Source organism: Collimonas sp. GW821-FHT07E08 (genome assembly GCF_059418905.1).
Genome location: NZ_JBWKQR010000001.1, coordinates 96891 through 117607 on the forward strand (window position 1 = coordinate 96891; position 20717 = coordinate 117607).

17 protein-coding genes are annotated in these 20717 nt (G+C 59.8%); 11 read left to right on the forward strand and 6 right to left on the reverse strand.

What is annotated here, in order from left to right; all coding sequences use genetic code 11:
- Nucleotides 1-15: 15 nt before the first annotated feature.
- Together zwf and pgi are read right to left on the reverse strand one after the other, a co-directional pair.
- Nucleotides 16-1488 (reverse strand): glucose-6-phosphate dehydrogenase, encoded by a 1473-nt coding sequence (gene zwf / locus AC07RZ_RS00430; RefSeq protein WP_494666481.1) that lies wholly within the window; start codon nucleotides 1486-1488, stop codon nucleotides 16-18.
- A 100-nt stretch (nucleotides 1489-1588) separates the two neighbouring features.
- Entirely contained in the window at nucleotides 1589-3244 is a 1656-nt protein-coding gene (gene pgi / locus AC07RZ_RS00435) for a glucose-6-phosphate isomerase (protein WP_494666482.1), read from the reverse strand.
- Between the two features lie 311 nt (nucleotides 3245-3555).
- Between pgi and edd the strand changes: the two genes are divergently transcribed.
- The 8 genes from edd to AC07RZ_RS00475 all read left to right on the forward strand — a co-directional run bounded on the left by edd (nucleotide 3556) and on the right by AC07RZ_RS00475 (nucleotide 13028).
- On the forward strand, nucleotides 3556-5436 hold the full coding sequence (gene edd / locus AC07RZ_RS00440; RefSeq protein WP_494666483.1) for a phosphogluconate dehydratase: 1881 nt from the start codon (nucleotides 3556-3558) through the stop codon (nucleotides 5434-5436).
- Nucleotides 5433-6089 carry a bifunctional 4-hydroxy-2-oxoglutarate aldolase/2-dehydro-3-deoxy-phosphogluconate aldolase gene (locus AC07RZ_RS00445; protein ID WP_144740435.1) on the forward strand — a complete coding sequence of 219 codons (657 nt, stop codon included), beginning with the start codon at nucleotides 5433-5435 and terminating at the stop codon, nucleotides 6087-6089. Before edd ends, AC07RZ_RS00445 begins: the two co-directional genes overlap by 4 nt.
- 360 nt (nucleotides 6090-6449) lie before the next feature.
- Entirely contained in the window at nucleotides 6450-7991 is a 1542-nt protein-coding gene (locus AC07RZ_RS00450) for a catalase (protein WP_494666484.1), read from the forward strand.
- A gap of 599 nt (nucleotides 7992-8590) precedes the next feature.
- A complete protein-coding gene (locus AC07RZ_RS00455; RefSeq protein ID WP_494666485.1) occupies nucleotides 8591-9307 on the forward strand; it encodes an ABC transporter permease in 717 nt (238 codons plus the stop codon).
- A 28-nt stretch (nucleotides 9308-9335) separates the two neighbouring features.
- Nucleotides 9336-10241 (forward strand): glycine betaine ABC transporter substrate-binding protein, encoded by a 906-nt coding sequence (locus tag AC07RZ_RS00460; protein WP_494666486.1) that lies wholly within the window; start codon nucleotides 9336-9338, stop codon nucleotides 10239-10241.
- 9 nt (nucleotides 10242-10250) lie between these two features.
- Nucleotides 10251-10904 (forward strand): ABC transporter permease, encoded by a 654-nt coding sequence (locus tag AC07RZ_RS00465; protein WP_092398381.1) that lies wholly within the window; start codon nucleotides 10251-10253, stop codon nucleotides 10902-10904.
- On the forward strand, nucleotides 10901-12019 hold the full coding sequence (locus tag AC07RZ_RS00470) for an ABC transporter ATP-binding protein (protein WP_494666487.1): 1119 nt from the start codon (nucleotides 10901-10903) through the stop codon (nucleotides 12017-12019). The genes AC07RZ_RS00465 and AC07RZ_RS00470 overlap by 4 nt, the downstream gene beginning before the upstream one ends.
- Before the next feature lie 148 nt (nucleotides 12020-12167).
- Nucleotides 12168-13028 carry an EamA family transporter gene (locus AC07RZ_RS00475; RefSeq protein WP_494666488.1) on the forward strand — a complete coding sequence of 287 codons (861 nt, stop codon included), beginning with the start codon at nucleotides 12168-12170 and terminating at the stop codon, nucleotides 13026-13028.
- Nucleotides 13029-13134: 106 nt separating this feature from the next.
- Here AC07RZ_RS00475 and AC07RZ_RS00480 read toward each other — a convergent pair whose 3' ends face one another.
- The 4 genes from AC07RZ_RS00480 to gloB all read right to left on the reverse strand — a co-directional run bounded on the left by AC07RZ_RS00480 (nucleotide 13135) and on the right by gloB (nucleotide 18608).
- Nucleotides 13135-14541 (reverse strand): DEAD/DEAH box helicase, encoded by a 1407-nt coding sequence (locus tag AC07RZ_RS00480; RefSeq protein ID WP_092398376.1) that lies wholly within the window; start codon nucleotides 14539-14541, stop codon nucleotides 13135-13137.
- 535 nt (nucleotides 14542-15076) lie between these two features.
- Nucleotides 15077-15859: an enoyl-ACP reductase FabI gene (fabI, locus tag AC07RZ_RS00485; protein WP_092398374.1), complete on the reverse strand. Its 783-nt coding sequence runs from the start codon at nucleotides 15857-15859 to the stop codon at nucleotides 15077-15079.
- 216 nt (nucleotides 15860-16075) lie between these two features.
- A complete protein-coding gene (locus tag AC07RZ_RS00490; protein WP_494666489.1) occupies nucleotides 16076-17587 on the reverse strand; it encodes a transglycosylase SLT domain-containing protein in 1512 nt (503 codons plus the stop codon).
- A 214-nt stretch (nucleotides 17588-17801) separates the two neighbouring features.
- Nucleotides 17802-18608, reverse strand: coding sequence for a hydroxyacylglutathione hydrolase (gene gloB, locus AC07RZ_RS00495; RefSeq protein ID WP_494666490.1), 807 nt, complete (start codon nucleotides 18606-18608; stop codon nucleotides 17802-17804).
- Between the two features lie 22 nt (nucleotides 18609-18630).
- On the opposite strand from gloB, the gene AC07RZ_RS00500 reads away from it, so the two are divergent.
- The 3 genes from AC07RZ_RS00500 to dnaQ all read left to right on the forward strand — a co-directional run bounded on the left by AC07RZ_RS00500 (nucleotide 18631) and on the right by dnaQ (nucleotide 20713).
- Nucleotides 18631-19416, forward strand: coding sequence for a class I SAM-dependent methyltransferase (locus tag AC07RZ_RS00500; protein WP_092398368.1), 786 nt, complete (start codon nucleotides 18631-18633; stop codon nucleotides 19414-19416).
- Nucleotides 19417-19467: 51 nt separating this feature from the next.
- A complete protein-coding gene (gene rnhA, locus AC07RZ_RS00505) occupies nucleotides 19468-19902 on the forward strand; it encodes a ribonuclease HI (protein ID WP_092398366.1) in 435 nt (144 codons plus the stop codon).
- Between the two features lie 73 nt (nucleotides 19903-19975).
- On the forward strand, nucleotides 19976-20713 hold the full coding sequence (dnaQ, locus tag AC07RZ_RS00510) for a DNA polymerase III subunit epsilon (protein WP_494666491.1): 738 nt from the start codon (nucleotides 19976-19978) through the stop codon (nucleotides 20711-20713).
- Nucleotides 20714-20717 lie beyond the last annotated feature (4 nt).

A 20717-nucleotide genomic window follows, 5' to 3' on the forward strand; every position in this document is an offset into this window, starting at 1 on the left:
CGAGTTCCAGCCCGGTCAGAGTTCTGGCAGCGCTTCTTCACGCCATTGCAAGCCGTCGCGTGCAATCAGGGCGCTAGCCGCAGCGGGGCCCCAGGTGCCGGCGGTGTACGGAATAGGATCGTCTTCTTCCTGGTCCCAGAATTCCAGGATCGGTTCCACCCATTCCCATGCCGCTTCCAGTTCGTCGCTGCGCATGAACAGCGTCAGCTGGCCGCGCAAGACGTCCAGCAGCAACCGTTCGTAAGCTTCCATGCGCGGCGACTTGAAACTCTCGCGGAAATTCAGTTCCAGCTCGACCGGCTTCAGGCGCATGCCGTCGCCGGGAGTCTTGGCCATCAGGTTCAGGGTCAGGCCTTCGTCCGGCTGCAGGCGGATCACCAGGCAGTTCGGCTCAAAGCTGCTGTTCGGTTGGGCGAAGATCGAATGCGGAATGGTCTTGAAACGAATCACGATTTCCGCCAGCGAATCGGCCATGCGTTTGCCGGTGCGCAGGTAAAACGGCACGCCGGCCCAGCGCCAGGTGTCGACTTCGGCCTTGAGGGCGACAAAGGTTTCCGTGCGCGAGTGCGGATTGGCGTCGGCTTCCTTGCGATAGCCGGGTACGGCGACGCCTTCGACATGGCCGGAGCGGTATTGGCCGCGCACCACGTTTTGCGCCAGCGTAGTCGGCGTGAATGGCTTCAGCGAACGCAGGACTTTCAGCTTTTCATCGCGGACCGCATCCGGCGTAATCGATACCGGCGGTTCCATGGCGACGATGCACAGCAGCTGCAGCAAGTGATTCTGCAGCATGTCGCGCAGGGCGCCCGAAGTCTCGTAGTAACCCATGCGGTTGCCGACGCCCAGCTCTTCGGCAATCGTGATCTGCACATCGGAAATCCATTCGCGGCGCCACAGCGGTTCAAACAGCACGTTGCCGAAGCGCAGCGCCAGCAGGTTCTGCACCGTCTCTTTACCGAGGTAGTGGTCGATACGGAAAATCTGCGATTCGGCAAATACTTCGCCGACTTCGGCGTTGATCTGCTTGGCGCTGGCGAGGTCGCGGCCGAGCGGTTTTTCCAGCACTACGCGTGAGTTGGAAGTGGCCAGGCCGCAGGCGGCGAGGTTCTTGCAGATTTTTGAAAACAGGCTGGGCGGGGTCGCCAGGTAAAACACATTGGTGATTGCGTGGTCGGGCCGCATGGCTTCCACCAGCGCCTTGTAGGAAGCGGCGTCGGTGGCGTCCATGCCGACATATTTGATGCGTTTGCAAAAACGCTGCCAGACCGTGGCGTCCAGGCTTTCCTTGCTGATATGCGGCTTGGCGTCTTGCTCTACGTGCTTGAGGAAATCCGCGTCGCTGCTTTCATGGCGCCCGATGCACAGGATGCGCGCTCCCGGCGGCAAGTCGTTGGCGCGGTCGCGCGCATACATTGCCGGCAGCAGCTTGCGCATCGCCAGGTCGCCGGTACCGCCAAAGATTGCCAAATCGAATTCTGCAAGAGCCATGATAATTAAGACCTATAAATTGCTGCCGCTATTGAGAGATAGATGCAGGAAGGTTGGCGCAGCCTTGGGCCTTCCCATCCTGCCGAGAAATATAACCCTGTTATGACAAAGCTGTACGCGCCAACGCAATCAGGCCGTTGGTTGAACTGTCATGGCCTTGCGGAGCAGGAGCCGTGGTCAGTTCGCCCAGGATATTGCTCGCCAGGACCTTGCCCAGCTCGACGCCCCACTGGTCGAAACTGTTGACGTCCCAGATCACGCCCTGGACAAACACTTTATGTTCGTACAAGGCGATCAGCGCGCCGAGGCTGGCCGGCGTCAGCGCTTCCATCAGGATCGTGTTGCTGGGGCGGTTGCCCGGGAAGATACGGTGCGGCAGCAGGGCGGCGATCTGGTCGGCCGGCATGCCTTTGGCTTGCATTTCCGCTTGCACTTCGTCCGCATGCTTGCCGCGCATCAAGGCTTCCGACTGGGCGAAACAGTTGGCCAGCAGCGCCGCCTGGTGGCCTGGCAGCTGGTGGCTGGCGTGCAGGGTCGCAATGAAGTCGACCGGCGTAACGTCCGTGCCCTGGTGCAGCAATTGGAAATAAGCGTGCTGGCCGTTGGTGCCGACGTTGCCCCAGATGATCGGGCAAGATGCTGCTTCAAGCGTGGCGCCGTCGAGGCTGACGCGCTTGCCGTTGCTTTCCATTTCCAGCTGCTGCAGGTAGGACGGGAAGTTGCCCAGGTCTTGGTGGTAGGGGGCGATCGATACCGAACGGTAATCGAAAAAATTGCGGTACCAGACACCCAGCAAAGCCAGGATCACCGGCATGTTCTGTTCCAGCGGCGCATCCTGGAAATGCCGGTCCATGGCGTGGGCGCCGGCCAGGAATTCGCTGAAATGCTCGAAGCCGACCGCCAGCGCAACCGGCAGGCCGATCGACGACCACACTGAATAACGGCCGCCGACCCAGTCCCAGAACGGAAACATGTTGGCAGCATCGATGCCGAACGCCGTGACGCCCTGGACATTGGTGGAAACGGCAACGAAATGTTTGCGCAGGTCGGATTCTTGCGCGCCGGCTGCATTCTGCAAAAACCAGTTGCGCGCCGAATGCGCATTCATCATGGTCTCTGCAGTGGTGAAGGTTTTCGAGGCGATCACGAACAGCGTGGTTTGCGGATCGACCTGCCTGAGCACGGCGTCAAGGTCGTCGCCGTCGACATTGGATACGAAGTGCGGCGTCAGGCCGGCCTGTTGATAAGGACGCAAGGCTTGGCACACCATCTTGGGGCCAAGGTCGGAGCCGCCGATGCCGATGTTGACGATATCCTTGATCGGCTTGCCGCTGCAGCCCAGCCAAGCACCGGAACGAACTGCGGCGGTGAAAGTCTGAACTCTTTCAAGCACTGCATGCACATCGGCGCTGACCTGCTGGCCGTCCAGCTCCAGGGCCGGCAGGCGCGGCGCCCGCAGGGCTGTGTGCAGGACTGCGCGGTTTTCGGTGGTGTTGATTTTGGCGCCGGCAAACATCGCCTGGCGCCGGGTTTCGAGCTGGCGTTCCCGGGCCAGGGCAAACAGGTGGCCCATGGTCTCCGCGGTGACATTGTTTTTTGCATAATCGAGGAACAGGCCGGCTGCCTTGACGGAGAACTGTTCAAAGCGCGACGGGGCGGCGGCGAACAGTTCGCGCAACGACGTATCTTTGACTGCTGCGTAATGGGCATGCAAGGCTTGGAAGCTGGCGGTAGTATTAAGCGCTGGTTGTGGCATATCCGGAGTCTTTATTGTCGGTCAGGAATTTATACGACTATACAACAGTTATCGGTAATTTCACTACAAAATATTTTGTAGCGCGCTTGTTTAGCGTGGCTTTGCGGTCTGCGTTGGCCGGGCGGCCTGTGGTTTTCTCCAGATAACGGTCATAGCTTGTCGTACGGCTAAGGGTGCTGCTTCGTAGGTGAGGCGGGCTGCCTTGAAAGATGGATGAGGGCAGGCAAGGGTGGAAAAAAGGGCGGTAAATTAGCGTTGCCGCATTATTTTGTAGTAAAATTTCAAATTCCTACTGTTTCAAGGATCTAATCATGTCTGTTCAAGCCAGCGTCGCCAAAGTCACCGAACGTATCGTTGCGCGCAGCCAGCCTTATCGTAGCGCTTATCTGGCGCGCCTCGAGCATGCGCGTCGCCAGGATGTACAGCGCGGAGCACTGTCGTGCACCAATCTTGCACACGGTTTCGCCGCGTTTCCAACGAATGATAAATTGAGACTGAAACAGGACAAAAGTTCATCGGTTGCGATCGTCTCTTCGTATAACGACATGCTGTCGGCGCACCAGCCGTTCGAGCGTTACCCGCAAATCATCAAGGATGCAGTCCATGCTGCCGGCGGCGTCGCCCAGTTTGCCGGCGGTACGCCAGCGATGTGCGATGGCGTGACCCAAGGCCAGCCCGGCATGGAACTGTCCCTGTTCTCGCGTGACGCGATTGCGATGGCGACTGCGATTGCGCTGTCGCACAACATGTTCGACGCTGCGGTCTATCTCGGCATTTGCGACAAGATCGTGCCGGGATTGCTGATCGGGGCGCTGCATTTCGGCCATCTGCCGGCGGTGTTCATCCCTGGCGGGCCGATGACCAGCGGCATGACCAACAAGGAGAAGGTGAAGATCCGCCAGCTCTACGCTGAAGGAAAGATCGGCCGCGCCGAACTGCTGGAGGCGGAAGCCAAGTCATACCACAGCGCCGGCACCTGCACTTTCTACGGCACCGCCAACAGCAACCAGATGCTGATGGAAGCGCTGGGCCTGCATCTGCCGGGTTCCGCATTCATCACGCCAAACACGCCGTTGCGCGATGCCCTGACCGCCGAGGCGGCGCGCCAGGCATTGAAAATCACTGACCGCGGCAACCAGTATCTGCCGGTCGGCCACGTGGTGAGCGAGAAGAGCATCGTCAACGCCATCGTCACGCTGCTGGCGACGGGCGGCTCCACCAACCACACCTTGCACCTGGTGGCGATCGCCAAGGCGGCCGGCATCGTCATCGACTGGAACGATTTCGATGCGCTGTCGGCGGTAGTGCCGCTGGTCACCCGCATCTATCCGAACGGCGACGCCGACGTCAATCACTTCCATGCCGCCGGCGGCACCGGTTTCGTGATCCGGGAATTGCTGGATGCCGGCCTGATGCATGAGGATGTCAAGACCATCCTCGGCGATAGCCTGCGTGCCCATTGCGCCGAACCATTCCTGGAAGGCGAATCGGTGGTGTTCAAGCCGGCCCCTGCCGTGAGCGGCGACGATTCGGTGCTGCGCACGGCCACTGCGCCGTTTTCCGCCGATGGCGGCTTGCGCCTGCTGACCGGCAACCTGGGGCGCTCGGTCATCAAGATTTCCGCGGTCAAGAAAGAACATTGGGTAGTGCAGGCGCCGGCAGTAGTGTTCCATTCGCAAGAAGCGTTCATGAAGGCGTTCCGCGCCGGCGAACTGGACCGCGATTTTGTCGCCATCCTGAGTCATCAAGGCCCGCGCGCCAACGGCATGCCGGAACTGCATGCATTGACGCCGGCGCTGGGCATCCTGCAGGACGCCGGCCGCCATGTAGCCCTGGTTACCGACGGCCGCATGTCAGGCGCCTCCGGCAAAGTGCCGGCAGCGATCCATGTGACGCCCGAAGTGCTGGCCGGCGGTCCGCTGGGCCTGGTGCGCGACGGCGACATGATCCGCATGGATGCCGAGCAAGGTATACTGGAAGCCTTGGTGCCGGCCGAAGAATGGGTGCAGCGCCAGCCGCTGGCGATCGACCTGACCGCTAACCACGTCGGCATGGGCCGCGAGCTGTTTGCCATGTTCCGCACCACGGTGAGCGCAGCGGAAGAGGGCGCCACCAGCTTTGGTTTGCCGCCCGTCCTGCATGATCCGGAAGCTGCCGTACATTCAGAACAACCACAGAAAGCAACGATATGACCTCCACAAATCTTCTTTACGGCAACCAGCTGCTGGACATCATGCGGGCGTCGCCGGTGATCCCGGTGATCGCGATCGACGATATCGAGCATGCGGTGCCGCTGGCCAAAGCCTTGGTCGCAGGCGGGATCCGCGTGCTTGAAGTGACCCTGCGCACGGTGCATGGCTTGCCGGCCATCCGTGCCATCGCCGAGCAGGTGCCGGGCGCGATTGTCGGCGTCGGTACGTTGACCCAGGCTGACGAATTCGTCGCCGCGCGCGATGCCGGCGCGGTGTTCGGTGTCTCGCCCGGCTTGACGCCGGCCTTGATTGCTGCCGCCAAATCCAGCGGCCTGCCGCTCTTGCCTGGCGTGATGACGCCGTCCGAAGTGATGGCGGCGCGCGAAGCCGGCTTCCGCCAGCTGAAGCTGTTCCCGGCAGTGCCGGCCGGCGGCGTCGGCATGCTGAATGCGATTGCCGGTCCCCTGGGCGACGTCACGTTCTGCCCGACCGGCGGCATTTCGCTGGAAAGCGCGCCGGATTTCCTGGCCTGCAAGAACGTCGCCTGTGTCGGCGGTTCCTGGCTGACGCCGAAAGATGTGCTGAAGTCCGGCGACTGGGCGCGCATCACCGCCTTGGCCGCTGCCGCCAGCAAATTGCGCAAGACGCTCTGATCCATCTCCCTCATCCTCCCGCCGTCACGGTTAGCCAACAGTGACGGCGGCTGCAAGCCGCATTTCATTTTCCCTTCTGTTTTTCTATTGCGCGTCAATCCCGGGATTTCGTCAAACCGGAATCCGCAGGCGTTCGGCCATGCTTCTGCCTGCCCGTTTTTCGGGTAGGTAGGGCTTGGCCGGCGCGATTGTTTTGATTTCATTGGCCGTCAGATGTTATTCGTTGTTATAAATTGAATTGCGTATATCAATAGTATTTGACTATATTTCCCATTGGAAATTATCAATATGAAAAGATGTTTCAGAACTTCATAATTTGCCGGCGTATCCCCGCACATGACAAAACATAGAGGCCAAATTATGAAGATATCCAGGCAGTTTTCACTCTCGCGCATCGCGGCCTTGGGCTTCGGCGCATTGCTGGCATCCAGTGCCACCGCCCAAACCATGACCCGAGACAATGGCTCGCCGATCGGCGACAACCAGAATTCGCAGACCGCCGGTCCAAGCGGGCCAGACGTGCTGCAAGACACGCATCTGATTGAAAAGCTGCAGCGCTTTGACCGCGAACGGATTCCAGAGCGCGTGGTCCATGCGCGCGGCACCGGCGCCGCAGGGGAGTTTGTCTCCTCCGGCGATTTGTCCGGACTGACGCGCGCCAGCCTGTTTGCCGGCGCCGGTAAAAAGACGCCTGTGTTCGTGCGTTTCTCTACCGTGATCCACCCAAGCGGCTCGCCGGAGACGCTGCGCGATCCGCGCGGTTTTGCCACCAAGTTCTATACCGACCAAGGCAACTGGGACCTGGTCGGCAACAACCTGCCGGTGTTTTTTATCCGCGACGCCATCAAGTTTCCCGACATGGTCCATTCGCTGAAACCGTCGCCGATCACCAATACGCAGGACCCCAACCGCTTCTTCGATTTTTTCAGCCACCAGCCGGAAAGCACCCACATGCTGACGCGCGTGTATTCCGACCTCGGCATCCCGGCTTCTTACCGCATGATGGATGGCAACGGCGTCCACGCATTTAAAATGGTCAACGCGCAGAACCAGGTCAGTTATGTGAAATTCCACTGGAAAAGCCGGCAAGGCGTGAAGAACCTCACGCGCGCCGAAGCGGCCAAAGTACAGGGCGAAGATTTCAATAACCTGACCGATGACCTCTACGCTGCAATCAAGCGTGGCGAATTTCCAGAATGGGACCTGTACGTGCAGGTGGTGAAGCCTGAAGATTTGGGCAAATTTGCTTTCGACGCCCTGGACGCCACCAAGATCTGGCCCGGCATCGCCGAAACCAAGGTTGGCACCATGACCTTGAACAAAGTGCCGGAGAACTTCTTTGAAACCACCGAATCGGTCGCCATGGCGCCATCGCACCTGGTGCCGGGCATCGAGCCGTCGGAAGACCGCATGTTGCAGGGCCGCCTGTTCTCGTATGCGGACACGCAGTTCCACCGCCTGGGCGCAAACAACCAGCATTTGCCAATCAACCAGCCATTGGCGAAGGTGAATAATTACAACTCCAACGGCGCCGGCGCTGTCGCCAATCCGCCCGGCGATGTCAATTACCAGCCGTCGCGCCAGGCCGGCAGCTATGCCGACGATGCGCAATACAAGGCGGTGCAGACGCCACTGAGCGGCAGCACGCAACAGGCGCGCATCGCCAAAACCGACAACTTCAGCCAGGCCGGCGATTTCTATCGCGCATTGTCCAGGCAGGAGCAGGAGAACCTGATCGGCAATCTTGCCAGCGACCTGGTAAAGGTCGCCAATCCCGAAACCAAGCAAATCATGCTTAGCCATTTTTACAAGGCCGACGCTGATTACGGCACACGCTTGACTGCCGCAGTGAAAGGCAACCTGGCCGACGTCCAGGCGCGGGCGAAAAAGCTCGAGGGCTGATTGCCCGGGCTGCGATAGTCAGCCAGGCATGTGCAGCTGAAGCTGGCCTGCATGCCGCGTCGCCAACATCGCAATGGCATGCGAGATCGCCGTTTGCCGGCGGTCTCGCATTTTTGTTTATTCGGCGGCAAACGGGCTTGCCGCTGGCGAAAAAGCCTCTTTTGATCTCTTCTCAGACATTTGGGTAATAGCTTTCGATAAACCCATTACTGGACGTCATCAAGAAAATTGGCTATAATGGCAAACTCTCAACATCATGGTGCTGCCTCAACGGCACATTTTTGGGTTTCGTGACTCGCGTCAGCGGGTTGTCTCACGCTTCGGCAACGCCGGAGTTTCACCAAAGTCGGGGAATTCCTCGCATTCTTTGCCGCCCCATGCGGCAGTCGGCTTGTTCAATGTCCTCCCTGCGGGAAGACCGGACGAGATTATAAAAAATTGAGTTTGTATGTCGCGCTGACAGGTTCCGGCCATGCCGTTCCGTGTTTTGCGGTCATGCAATATGCAGCGGAAAAGAAGAACCGTTGGCGTAGCCGCAGGCAAAAAGCCGGCGTGCCGCGCCGCGAGTTTTCCGTCGCTGCCTATGCAAGGGAGTAAGCATGACGAATCGCTATCGCAACGCCATGGCCGGCGCCGCCGTCACACTGCTGGTGGTGGCCGCCGTCGCCTGGTCGATCGGCCCTGCGGTCATCCGCCAGTACCAGGGCGACCTGGTCTATTACACCGGCCGTCACCTGGTGCTGGTCGCCTGGTCGATGTCGCTGGCGCTGCTGTGCGGGATCCCCGCCGGCATCGTGCTGAGCCGGCCGTACTTTTCCCGCCACGCCGAAAAATGGATGCAGATCTTCAATATCGGCAACACCATCCCCTCCATGGCGGTGCTGGCGCTGGCGCTGGCCATGTTCGGCATCGGCGACAAGCCGGCCATCCTCGCCTTGTGGCTGGCCTCGCTGCTGCCCATCGTGCGCAATACCCATGAAGGCTTGAAACAGGTTTCTCCGGCGATGAAAGAGGCGGCCAAGGGCATAGGCATGCGGCCGCTGCAGGTGCTGTTCCGGGTCGAGCTGCCGAATGCCTTGCCGATCATCGTCGGCGGCGTCCGCACCGCATTGGCGATCAATGTCGGCACCGCGCCATTGTCCATCCTGATCGGCGGCGAGAGCCTGGGCGGCCTGATCTTCCCTGGCATTTACCTGAACAACCACGGGCAGTTGCTGCTGGGCGCCACCGCCACCGCCGTACTGGCGCTGATGCTGGACGCGATCGTTTCGCTGGGCAGCAACGCTTACCTGAGCAAGCGCGGCCTGCTGCGCTGAGCGCCATCCATTCTGACTAGGAACAAACATGCATAAATTCCGTATGACAGCATTGCTGGCTTTCACGCTCGGCCTGTTCGGCGTGACGCAAGCGAATGCGGCCGGCTTGGTGGTCGGCGGCAAGAACTTTACCGAGCAGCTGATCCTGTCGTCCATGACGCAGCAATACCTGAACGCGAAAGGCTACACGGCCAGCCTGAAAAACGGCCTTGGCACCACCATCATGCGCCAGGCGCTGGAAAGCGGGCAGATCGACATCGTCTGGGACTACACCGGCACCGCGCTGGTCGTCTACAACAAGATAGATGAAAAGCTGGACCGGGACCAATCCTACCAGCGGGTCAAGGAACTGGACGCGCCGCGCAAGCTGGTCTGGCTGCAGCCATCCGAACTGAACAATACCTATGCCTTGGCGGTCCCGCGGCAACGCGCCGAGGAAGAGGGCCTGAACACCATCGAGGACCTGGCCGATAGAATCAACCAGGCAGGCAAACAGGATCCGGATAAAAAATACCTGATGGGCATGGATTTCGAATTCGCTTCGCGCCCCGACGGCCTTGAGCCGCTGCAAGCACTGTACGGTTTCAGCCTGGAGCGCAGCCAGGTGAAGCAGATGGATGCCGGCCTGGTGTATACCGCCCTGCGCAACGACCAGCTGAATGTCGGCCTGACTTATTCATCCGACGGCCGGGTGCAGGGCTTCAACCTGAAGCTGCTGCAGGATAACAAGGGGTTCTTCGCCTTTTACAGCGCGGTGCCGGTAGTGCGCCAGGAGATCCTGGACGCCAATCCGAAGCTTGCCGAACAGCTCAACGCGCTGTCGGCAAAGATCGATACCGCAAAGATGACCGAGATGAACAAAAAAGTGGATATCGACCAGTTGCCGATAGCCCAGGTCGCTGCAGATTTCCTGCGCGCCGAAGGCTTGATATAAGGATGCCGCATGAATTTTCTTGATTATTTGACGAGCGCCTGGCCCGAAATCCTGCAGCTCACGATCCAGCACTTGATGCTGGTAGGGATAGCGGTCGGCCTGGCGATCCTGATCGGCGTGCCGCTCGGCATCGTGATGATCCGCCACCGCTGGCTGGCCAGTCCGATGATGGGCCTGGCGACCGTCATCCTGACGCTGCCGTCGATCGCCTTGTTCGGCTTGATGATTCCGCTGTTTTCCCGTTTCGGCCAGGGACTGGGGCCGTTGCCGGCGATTACCGCGGTATTCCTGTACTCGCTGCTGCCGATCATGCGCAACACCTACCTGGCGCTGGACGGCATCGACCACGGCATCAAGGAAGCCGGCATCGGCATCGGCATGACGTTCTGGCAGCGTTTGCGGCTGGTCGACCTGCCTTTGTCGGTGCCGGTCATCCTGGGCGGCGTCCGCACCGCCGTGGTCATGAACATCGGCGTGATGGCGGTGGCGGCGATCATCGGCGCCGGCGGCCTGGGGGTCCTGATCCTGCACGCCATCAGCCAAAGCAACATGCAAAAACTGGTAGTCGGCGCGGTGCTGATCAGCGTGCTGGCGATTGTCGCCGACATGCTGCTGCAGGTGCTGCAGCGGCTGCTTACACCGAAAGGAATGCAAAAACCATGATTCAACTCGACCAGCTCAGTAAAGTATTCACCCAAAAAGACGGCACCAAGGTCAAGGCCGTGAACGCGGTTGACCTGACGGTTGCCGAAGGGGAGATCTGCGTATTCCTGGGGCCTTCCGGCTGCGGCAAGACGACTACCCTGAAAATGATCAACCGCCTGATCACGCCGACTTCCGGCCGTGTGCTGCTAGACGGCGAAGATACCACCGGCCTGGATGAAGTCAGCCTGCGCCGGAAAATCGGCTATGTCATCCAGCAGGTCGGCCTGTTTCCCAACATGACCATCGAAGAAAACATCACCGTGGTGCCGCGCCTGCTCGGTTGGGACAAGAAGCGCTGCCACGAGCGCGCGACCGAACTGATGGCGATGGTGGCGCTTGATCCCAAGCGATTCCTGAGCCGGTATCCGCGCGAGATGTCGGGCGGCCAGCAGCAGCGCATCGGCGTGATCCGGGCGCTGGCGGCCGATCCTCCGGTTTTGCTGATGGACGAACCGTTCGGCGCGGTCGATCCGATCAACCGCGAATCGATCCAGAATGAATTTTTCCAGATGCAGCGGGCGCTCAACAAGACTGTCATCATGGTCAGCCACGATATCGACGAAGCAATCAAATTGGGCGACAAGATCGCGATTTTCCGCGCCGGCAAGCTGGTGCAGGTGGACCATCCTGATACCTTGCTGGCGCGTCCGAAAGATGAATTCGTCGGCTCGTTCGTCGGCCAGGATGCTACCTTGAAACGGCTGCTGCTGGTGCGCGCCGGCGACGCCGCCGCCAATTCGGCGACGGTGCTGGAAGACGCCAGCATGGCTGCCGCCTATGGCGTGATGGACGATAACGACTACCGCTACGTGACGGTCACCAACGCCGCCAACCATGCGCTCGGCTATGTCGCCAGGCGCGATGCGCGCAGCGGGCAGGGCGCTTGCATCGACAAGATGAAGCCGTTCCCGGTCAGCGCGGCACCGGATGAAAACCTGCGCGTGGTGCTGTCCAAGATGTACAAGCACAGTACCAGCTGGATGCCGGTGATCGGCCAGGACAACAGTTACCTGGGCGAGGTGACCCAGGATTCGATCGCCGATTACCTGAGTTCCGGCCGCACGCGCGCTTGACCGGTTTCGTCCGGGCAGGGAAATGCGCGGGGTTTACGTCATGAGGCGTAAACCCCGCGTTGCATTTACAATGCAAGGTTTTGCCAGCCTCATTTCTCATTTCAAAATCCATGACCAGGTACCCAAGGTGTTCCCACGGAGCTAGCGCATGACGGCTGGCGTGATTGCTTTGGTATTGTGCGCAGCCTTGCTGCATGCGTCCTGGAACGCCATGCTGAAAAGCAGCGGTGACCGTTTATGGGCCATCACCCTGATGACCATCGGTTCTGCGGTGGCGTCTGTTCCCATTGTGCTCTGGGCGCCGCTGCCAGCCCCTGCCAGCTGGCCATATATCCTGATGTCGGTGGTCCTGCATGCCGGCTACAACCTCTTTTTAGTCCGCGCGTACCGGGCCGGCGATTTCGGCCAGTCTTATCCGATCGCGCGTGGCTCCTCGCCGCTGCTGGTGTCGCTTGGCGCCGCCCTGTTTGCCGGCGAGCAGCTGGGAATCCTGACCCTGGCAGGGGTGGTGCTGATCTCGGCCGGCATCATCAGCCTGGCGCAAATCAAATTCAGGCGCGGCAACAGCGTGGCTGGCAGCCGGCAGTGGGATGCGCCGCTGTCGGCGTTCACCACCGGCGTTTTCATCGCCGGCTATACCATCGTCGACGGCCTCGGTTCGCGCCTGGCCGGCAGCGCTGCGTCCTATGCCGGCTGGATGTTCCTGCTCGACGGTTTGCCCTTGCTGGCGATTTACCTGTCGATGCACGGCAGCCTGCGGATTGGCTTGCGCGAGCGCGCTACCTGGAATGCGCTGGGCGGCGGCGCCATGTCACTGCTGGCATATGGCATCGTGATCTGGGCGATCACGCTGGCGCCGATGGGACCGGTCTCGGCCCTGCGCGAAACGTCGGTGCTGTTTGCGGCATTGATCGCGCGCATGTTCCTGGGCGAAGCGCTGACTTTGCGCAGGCTGTTGTCCTGCGCGGTGATTGCGTTGGGCGCCGTGATGCTGGGCTGGTCGGCTTGAATCGACGCTGGCGGCAAGAGAATAAAAAAAGGCCGCTGGAAATTTCCAGCGGCCTTTTCATTTATTGCGAGCAGTGCAGGGCGATCATCAAGATCGCCCAGGTTACTTAGCGGTCGCCAAACGAGCGACGGGCGCCGCTGTCGTTCGAACGATTGCCTTTGTAGCCGCCGCCACCGCCGTCTTTGCGCGGTGCGCCTGGCTTGCTGAAGGTACGGCCGCCTGGTTTGGCAGGGCCGCCACGATTGTCGCCTGGTTTCCAGCCGCCTGGCTTGTGGTTCGAGCGCGGAGCCGAAGCCGAACGCTTTGGTTCGAAGCCTTCAACCACATCGACCGGGATCAGTTGCTTGGTGAAACGCTCGATACGCTTGACGTTGACGCCTTCAGCGTGGTTCACCAGCGATACCGCGACACCGTTACGGCCTGCACGGCCGGTACGGCCGATACGGTGGACGTAGTCTTCCGGGAATTTCGGCAGGTCGTAGTTGAATACGTGGGTGATGGCTGGGACGTCGATACCGCGAGCGGCAACGTCGGTAGCCACCAGCACGCGGACTTGACCGCGGCGCAGGCTGTCCAGGGTACGGTTACGCGCACCTTGGTGCATGTCGCCATGCAGTGCGGCAGCAGCGAAACCGGCGATGTTCAGGCGGTCGGCGATCGTGTCGGCGTCACGCTTGGTGGCAGTGAATACGACTGCCTGGTCCATGGTGACGTCGCGCAGCAGGTGGTCCAGCAGGCGATTCTTGTGCGACAGGTCGTCGACGAAGTGAACCTTCTGTTGAATGTTTTCATGCTTGGTGGCCGAACCGGCGATCTGGATGATCATCGGGTTCTTGGTGATGCGTTTTGCCATGTTGCCGACCACGCCGTCCAGCGTAGCGGAGAACAGCATGGTTTGACGCGATTCAGGCGTTGCGTCGACGATTTTTTCGATGTCGTCGATGAAACCCATGTCCAGCATGCGGTCAGCTTCGTCCAGCACCAGGATTTGCAGTTGCGAGAAATCGATCTTGCCCGATTCCATGTGGTCGATCAGGCGGCCTGGAGTAGCAACCAGGATTTCAGGATTCTTCGCCAGCAATTGCATCTGCTTAGGGTAAGGCATGCCGCCCAGGATCGAGATCGCCTTGACGCGCTTCATGTGCGAACCGTACTTGTCGGTCGCAGTGGTTACTTGCAGCGCCAGTTCGCGGGTCGGCGTCAATACCAGCATCTTCGGCTGTGCAGGCTTGAAACGTGGACGCTCGCCGCGTGAACGGGAAGCTTGCATTTCTTGATTCGGTGTCTTGCCTGCGGCGGCCGGGGCAGCTTGCTGCTCCGAGGCGAATTTGTGCAGCGCAGGCAGCATGAATGCTGCGGTCTTGCCGGAGCCGGTTTGCGAGGAAACCAGCAGGTCACGGCCTTCGATGGCAGCAGGGATGGCTTGTTCTTGGACGCTTGTCGGTTTTGTGTAGCCAGCTTCGGTCAGTGCTTTGATAACGGACGTGTGGAGGCCTAGTGATTCAAAAGTCATTTTTTTCTTTCGTAAAGTGCAGCGTCATGAACTACAGACAATCGCTATGCGATGAATGCAGCGAACGCAAAAAAGCAACGCCAACCAACGAAATGACTAAGAAACAAATACAAAGAAATTTCGGCACAAAAGCTTTGCGCCGGGACGGTGTCAGGATCGACACACAAGGCGGGAGGGCTTTTACAATGCGATGTTCCAATTTGAGGCCGGAACACGCTTAGGCTTGCGCAGCTACTTATTGTTTTTACAGCGCCACCGGATCAGAACCCGGTAACTTGCTGTCTGCGTTCGTTATTGCAACGCAGCACAGAATAATACAATACTTTTACGGTTGATGCACCTTATTCATGCGATTGCCGCAAATTAGGACCGGTTTGCAGCTGTACCGTTGTTTGCGGCGCATTTTCAGGGATTGCAGTTGCAGCATAGGCAACTGTTGCTGCAGTCGGATAATGCCGTCGCCTGGATAGCCTGCAGACAAACGCCCAGCTATGCCGGGCGTTTGATTTGTTTGTGCTAACCGCGTTGCCACAAATTATTCGGCGATGCCGCCCACCACGTGCGAGAAACCGCCGTCGACATAGGTGATTTCACCGGTGATGCCGCTGGACAGGTCCGACAGCAGGAAGGCAGCGGCGTTGCCGACATCCTCTACAGTCACATTGCGGCGCAGCGGGGCGTGCTCGGCGACAAACCCCAGGATCTTGCCAAAACCCTTGATGCCGCTGGCGGCCAGGGTCTTGATCGGCCCGGCTGAAATGCCGTTCACGCGCACGCCCTTGGGGCCCAGCGAGCCGGCCAGGTAGCGCACGCTGGCTTCCAGCGACGCCTTGGCCAGGCCCATCGTGTTGTAGTTGGGGACCACGCGTTCCGAACCCAGGTAAGTCAGCGTCAGCAGCGCCGAATTCGGGCGCAGCATCGGCAGCGCGGCTTTCGCCATTGCCGGGAAGCTGTAGGCGGAAATGTCGTGCGCGATCTTGAAGCCTTCACGCGACAAGCCGTCGAGGAAATCGCCCGCAATGGCTTCGGCAGGAGCAAAACCGATGGCATGGACCAGGCCGTCCAGGTGGTCCCAGGACTTGCCGAGGTCGGCAAACAGGGCGTTGATCTGCTCGTCGCTGCCAACGTCGCAGTCGAAAATCAGTTCGCTGCCGAACTCTTTGGCGAAATTGGTGATGCGTTCCTTGAAGCGCTCGCCGACGTAGGTGAAGGCCAGCTCGGCGCCTTCGCGCTTGCAAGCTTGCGCAATGCCGTAAGCAATCGAGCGGTTGGACAGCAAGCCCGTGATCAGAATTTTTTTGCCTTGCAGGAATGCCATATTGACTCCAGAGATGCGCGCCGCGGGTGCTGCGGACGCTTGGGTGTGTAGTTCTTGTTGAACAGGGCAAGATTGTAGGGGTTCGCCGCGCTCACGGCAACTCTGGCGGCTTGTTCACCAATCATGCATTTTTGCTATCGGGCATCGAATGAAAAAAAGCCCATGGTGCGCGCAAGGCGGCGCCATGGACCTTTTTGACCGGCATTGCTGGAGCTATCAGCCGCGCGAGCCCCGGGAGGACGCCAGGACCACCGGCTTGGTGTTCTTTTTAGCCGCGACCTTGTTCTTGCTGCCGTGGCTAGTGCTTGCCGTTGCCTTATGGTATTGCACGTTATGGCCGGCTTTCCTGCCGCCGGAATTCGAGGCCACCATGCGGTTCGGCACTTGCAGCTGCAGGCTTTGGCCATGGCTGATGCTGTCGCGGTGCAAGCCGTTCCAGGCTTTCACCTGCGCCACGCTGACCCGATAGCGCGAGGCGATCGAAGCCAGGGTGTCGCGTTTGCCGACCTTGACATAGATGCGGCGGGTTTCAGGCGCGTCCGGGGTGACTGCCATGGTGGCGTTGTCGGCTACCTCGGCGGTGATGTCGCTGCTGGCGGCTTCGGTTTTCGGCACCAGGATGGTAGAGCCGGCCTTGAGCAGCATTCTTGGCGGTATGTGGTTGACTTCCCGGATGATCGCCGGCGTGGTGTCGAAGCGGGCGGCGATGGTTTCAATCCGTTCGCGGGCGCTGCTGACGGTATGCGAGGTCCAGGAAGAAAGCGTCTGGGTCCACTTGGTCAGGTTGTTCTTGAATTTCTCGGCATTGCTTTCGGGCAGCAGGATCTTGGTGTCGCTGCTGCCGATGATCACCGGGCGGTTGAATTGCGGATTCAGGGCCTTGAATTCATCCAGCGACAGTTCCGCCAGCTGGGCCGCTACCTTGACGTCGATATCGCGGGTCTTGCCGATGGTGACGAAGTAAGGCTGGTTGTCGACCTTGGGCAGCGCGATGTTGTACATCTCCGGCGCGGCGATGATGTTCTTGACGGCTTGCAGCTTGGGTACGTAATTGCGGGTTTCCGCCGGCATCAGCGGCGCCAGGCTGTTGAAGTCGATCGGCAGGCCGGCGGCCTGGTTCTTGTTGATGGCGCGCTGCACCGAGCCTTCGCCCCAGTTATAGGCAGCCAGCGCCAGTTGCCAGTCGCCGAACATGCCGTACAGTTTTTGCAAGTAAGTCAGCGCTGCATCGGTTGAGGCCAGGACGTCGCGGCGGTCATCCTTGAACATGTTTTGCTTGAGATTGTAGTCGCGCCCTGTGGCAGGCACGAACTGCCACATGCCGGCGGCCTTGGCGCTCGAATAGGCTTGCGGGTTGAACGCCGATTCGATGAACGGCAGCAAAGCCAGTTCGGTCGGCATGCCGCGTTTTTCCAGTTCTTGCACTACATGGAACAGATAGCGTGAAGCGCGTACCGTGGTGCGTTCGAAATATTCCGGGCGGGCGCTGTAAAAATCGGTCTGGCTGACTACCTGCTGGTTGTCCAGGTCAGGGATGCCGAAACCTTTGCGGATGCGTGCCCAGATATCGATCTGTTCCATGCCGAGCATGCCGGCGCTGGGGTCGTTCGGGTCGATCAGGCTGAAAGTGGGGGTATAGATGGAAATGTCGTTGGCTTGGGCCAAGAGCGGAGTGCCGAAAAAAGCGAGCGCGGCAAAAGCGAATGTCTTGAGTTTTAGCTGATACATGGGTTCAATTTATGTGACCGGGATGTAATCAACCGGTAATAATGGATTAGACGCAGTGTACGTAAGGCGGTTTTCTCCCGTCAAGCAGAAATTGCACTGTTACAAGAGATAAGTGATTGATTTATCAGGTATTACTTTTAATAAATCGATATGCGGAAACTATCTAACCGACAATCGCAATAAATGACGATCAGTATTCCCTCGGACTGCCGGATTACCTGAAATTGTTTTTCCACTCGCGCAGGGCAGCGAATGCCGCCACCGGATCGGCTTGCCTGGCTTGGTCGTCGAGGCGGCCGCTGGCTTGCAGGCTGGCAATAATGGTTGCTTGCTGGTAGCGCAGGAAGGGATTGGTGGCGTTTTCCAGGGCGATGGTCGACGGCACGGTGGCTTGCTGGCGTTCGCGTTTGGCTTGTTCGCTGGCCATGCGGGCAACCAGGGCCGGATTGTCCGGCTCCACCGCCAGCGCGAAACGCAAGTTCGAAACGGTATATTCGTGCGCGCAATATACCTGCGTGCCCGACGGCAAACGGCTCAGCTTTGCCAGCGAGTCGACCATCTGCGCCGGGCTGCCTTCAAACAGGCGGCCGCAACCGCCGGCAAACAGCGTGTCGCCGCAAAACAGCCAGGGATGGCCTTGCGCCACGTAGGCAATGTGGCCGCTGGTGTGGCCTGGCACATCCAGCACCGACAACGTCAGGCCTAACTGAGGAACGGTGGCAGTGCCGCCTTCCTTGAGCGGCTGGCTGACGCCGGCGATGTCTTCGCCGGCAGGACCGAATACCGGTATGTCGAAGTGCCGCAGCAAAGTTTGTACGCCGCCGACATGGTCAGCATGGTGATGTGTCAGTAAAATAGCGACAAGTGTCAGGCCGTTGGCGTCGAGCGCAGCCAGGATCGGCTGGGCATCGCCGGGGTCGACCACCGCCGCATGGCGGCCATCGTGAATCAGCCAGAGATAATTGTCGTTAAATGCCGGCACCGCCAATACGCTTAACGGCTTATCCGATGGTTCACTCAATGAGTTATCAATTAAGGCAGGCATGGCACATCCGTCGTCAGAAAAGTCCATTATAGCGCTCGGCCCCTGGCTGCAGACGCCCACCGGCAGCTACATGCTGGAGTGGGAGCAGGCGCGCCTGGACGCGATGACGGCGGATATCTTCGGTTTCAACGCGATGCAGATCGGCGTGCCGCAAATCAAATCCCTGCAAGCGAACCGGATGCGCCACAAATGGCTGACAGACAGCCGCCTGCCGGAAGCGGGCGAAGCGCAATCCGGCGTGGTGGTGACCCACGATTTTGCCGAACTGCCGTTTGCCTCGCAAAGCCTGGACCTGGTGGTATTGCCGCATGTGCTTGAGTTCGCAGCCGAGCCGCACCAGATCTTGCGCGAGGTCGAACGCGTGCTGATTCCGGAAGGGCAGGTTATCATCTGCGGTTTTAATCCGGCCAGCTTGTGGGGCGTGCGCCAGACTGCCGGACGCATGTCGGGCGTGCATTTCCTGCCGCAGAACGCCGAATTCATCAGCTTGCTGCGCCTGAAAGACTGGCTGAAACTGCTGAACATGGAAGTCAACCGCGGCCATTTCGGCTGCTACGCGCCGCCGTACACCAGCAGCAAGTGGCTGCACCGGTTTGCGTTCATGGAAAAGGCCGGCAATCGCTGGTGGCCGTATTTCGGCGCGGTATATATCGTGCAGGCGATCAAGCGGGTGAAGGGCATGCACCTGGTCGGCCCGGCGTTCAGCAAGCAGGTGATCAAGGCTGCGCGCGGCGTGCCGGCCACCAACAAGATACACAAGACGGACCGGAATGGCGCCGAGTAGCCAAGGCAAGGTTCTCACATATAACAAGCAGCGAAAGTGAAACAGACAAGCATGGATAAAGTAGAGATATATGCCGATGGCGCCTGCAAGGGCAATCCCGGGACCGGCGGCTGGGGTGCGCTATTGGTAGCGGATGGCAAGGAAAAGGAATTGTTCGGCGGCGAACGCAACACAACCAACAACCGGATGGAACTGAAAGCGGTGATCGAAGCGCTGACCGCCCTGACTCGTCCTTGCGAGGTGACGGTATTTACCGACAGCCAGTATGTGCAAAAAGGGATCAGCGAATGGATCCATGGCTGGAAAGCGCGCGGCTGGAAAACCGCGGCGCGCGAACCGGTGAAAAATGTCGACCTGTGGCAAGCACTGGACGCGGCCCAGGCGCAGCATAAAATCGAATGGAAATGGGTCAAGGGCCACGCCGGCCACGTCGGCAACGAGCGCGCCGACCAACTCGCCAACCGCGGCGTGACCACGGTTGTATAAAGCCGCCACAGCCGGCCGCATTGCCTGCGGCGCGCTACGATAAATATATGTTTGTATTGAAGATCAAGTGACCATGCGACAAATTGTTCTGGATACCGAAACCACCGGCCTCAACCCGCGCACCGGCGACCGCGTCATCGAAATCGGTTGCGTGGAACTGCTGAACCGGCGCCTGACCGGCAATAATTTTCATCGCTACATCAATCCCGAGCGCGATTCGGAAGAAGGCGCACTGGCAGTCCACGGCCTGACCACCGCGTTCCTCAGCGACAAACCGAAGTTTGCCGAAATCTTCGACGAGCTGCGCGAGTACATCCGCGGCGCCCAGGTCATCATCCACAACGCTCCCTTCGACCTGGGATTCCTCGATGCCGAGTACAAGCTGCTAGGCAAGGGCGCATTTTCCGGCGATATTGCCGGCGTCATCGACACCCTGGTGCAAGCCAAGGAAATGTACCCCGGCAAACGCAACTCGCTGGACGCCCTGTGCGACCGCTACGGCATCTCCAACGCCCACCGCACCTTGCACGGCGCCTTGCTCGACTCGGAATTGCTGGCCGAGGTGTACCTGGCGATGACGCGCGGCCAGAACAGTTTCAGCATCGATCTCGGAGCAGGGCAGGAGGATGCGGATGGCGGCGGCGCGGCGCTGGAGCTGCTGCCTTTGGCCGAAATCGTGGTGCGCGCGGCGAGTGCGGAAGAGCTGGCTGAACATGAGCTGCTGCTCAATGGCCTGGACAAGGATGCCAAGGGCGCGTGCATATGGCGCCAGCCGGCCGCAGATGCGGTGGAAAACCCGCCGCAAAACTGATCTT

What these genes read in the sequence shown, in the direction of transcription:
- zwf (WP_494666481.1), bottom strand. Translation starts at nt 1,488, where the DNA reads ATGGCTCTTGCAGAATTCGATTTGGCAATCTTTGGCGGTACCGGCGAC.
- pgi (WP_494666482.1), bottom strand. Translation starts at nt 3,244, where the DNA reads ATGCCACAACCAGCGCTTAATACTACCGCCAGCTTCCAAGCCTTGCAT.
- edd (WP_494666483.1), top strand. Translation starts at nt 3,556, where the DNA reads ATGTCTGTTCAAGCCAGCGTCGCCAAAGTCACCGAACGTATCGTTGCG.
- AC07RZ_RS00445 (WP_144740435.1), top strand. Translation starts at nt 5,433, where the DNA reads ATGACCTCCACAAATCTTCTTTACGGCAACCAGCTGCTGGACATCATG.
- AC07RZ_RS00450 (WP_494666484.1), top strand. Translation starts at nt 6,450, where the DNA reads ATGAAGATATCCAGGCAGTTTTCACTCTCGCGCATCGCGGCCTTGGGC.
- AC07RZ_RS00455 (WP_494666485.1), top strand. Translation starts at nt 8,591, where the DNA reads ATGACGAATCGCTATCGCAACGCCATGGCCGGCGCCGCCGTCACACTG.
- AC07RZ_RS00460 (WP_494666486.1), top strand. Translation starts at nt 9,336, where the DNA reads ATGCATAAATTCCGTATGACAGCATTGCTGGCTTTCACGCTCGGCCTG.
- AC07RZ_RS00465 (WP_092398381.1), top strand. Translation starts at nt 10,251, where the DNA reads ATGAATTTTCTTGATTATTTGACGAGCGCCTGGCCCGAAATCCTGCAG.
- AC07RZ_RS00470 (WP_494666487.1), top strand. Translation starts at nt 10,901, where the DNA reads ATGATTCAACTCGACCAGCTCAGTAAAGTATTCACCCAAAAAGACGGC.
- AC07RZ_RS00475 (WP_494666488.1), top strand. Translation starts at nt 12,168, where the DNA reads ATGACGGCTGGCGTGATTGCTTTGGTATTGTGCGCAGCCTTGCTGCAT.
- AC07RZ_RS00480 (WP_092398376.1), bottom strand. Translation starts at nt 14,541, where the DNA reads ATGACTTTTGAATCACTAGGCCTCCACACGTCCGTTATCAAAGCACTG.
- fabI (WP_092398374.1), bottom strand. Translation starts at nt 15,859, where the DNA reads ATGGCATTCCTGCAAGGCAAAAAAATTCTGATCACGGGCTTGCTGTCC.
- AC07RZ_RS00490 (WP_494666489.1), bottom strand. Translation starts at nt 17,587, where the DNA reads ATGTATCAGCTAAAACTCAAGACATTCGCTTTTGCCGCGCTCGCTTTT.
- AC07RZ_RS00500 (WP_092398368.1), top strand. Translation starts at nt 18,631, where the DNA reads ATGGCACATCCGTCGTCAGAAAAGTCCATTATAGCGCTCGGCCCCTGG.
- rnhA (WP_092398366.1), top strand. Translation starts at nt 19,468, where the DNA reads ATGGATAAAGTAGAGATATATGCCGATGGCGCCTGCAAGGGCAATCCC.
- dnaQ (WP_494666491.1), top strand. Translation starts at nt 19,976, where the DNA reads ATGCGACAAATTGTTCTGGATACCGAAACCACCGGCCTCAACCCGCGC.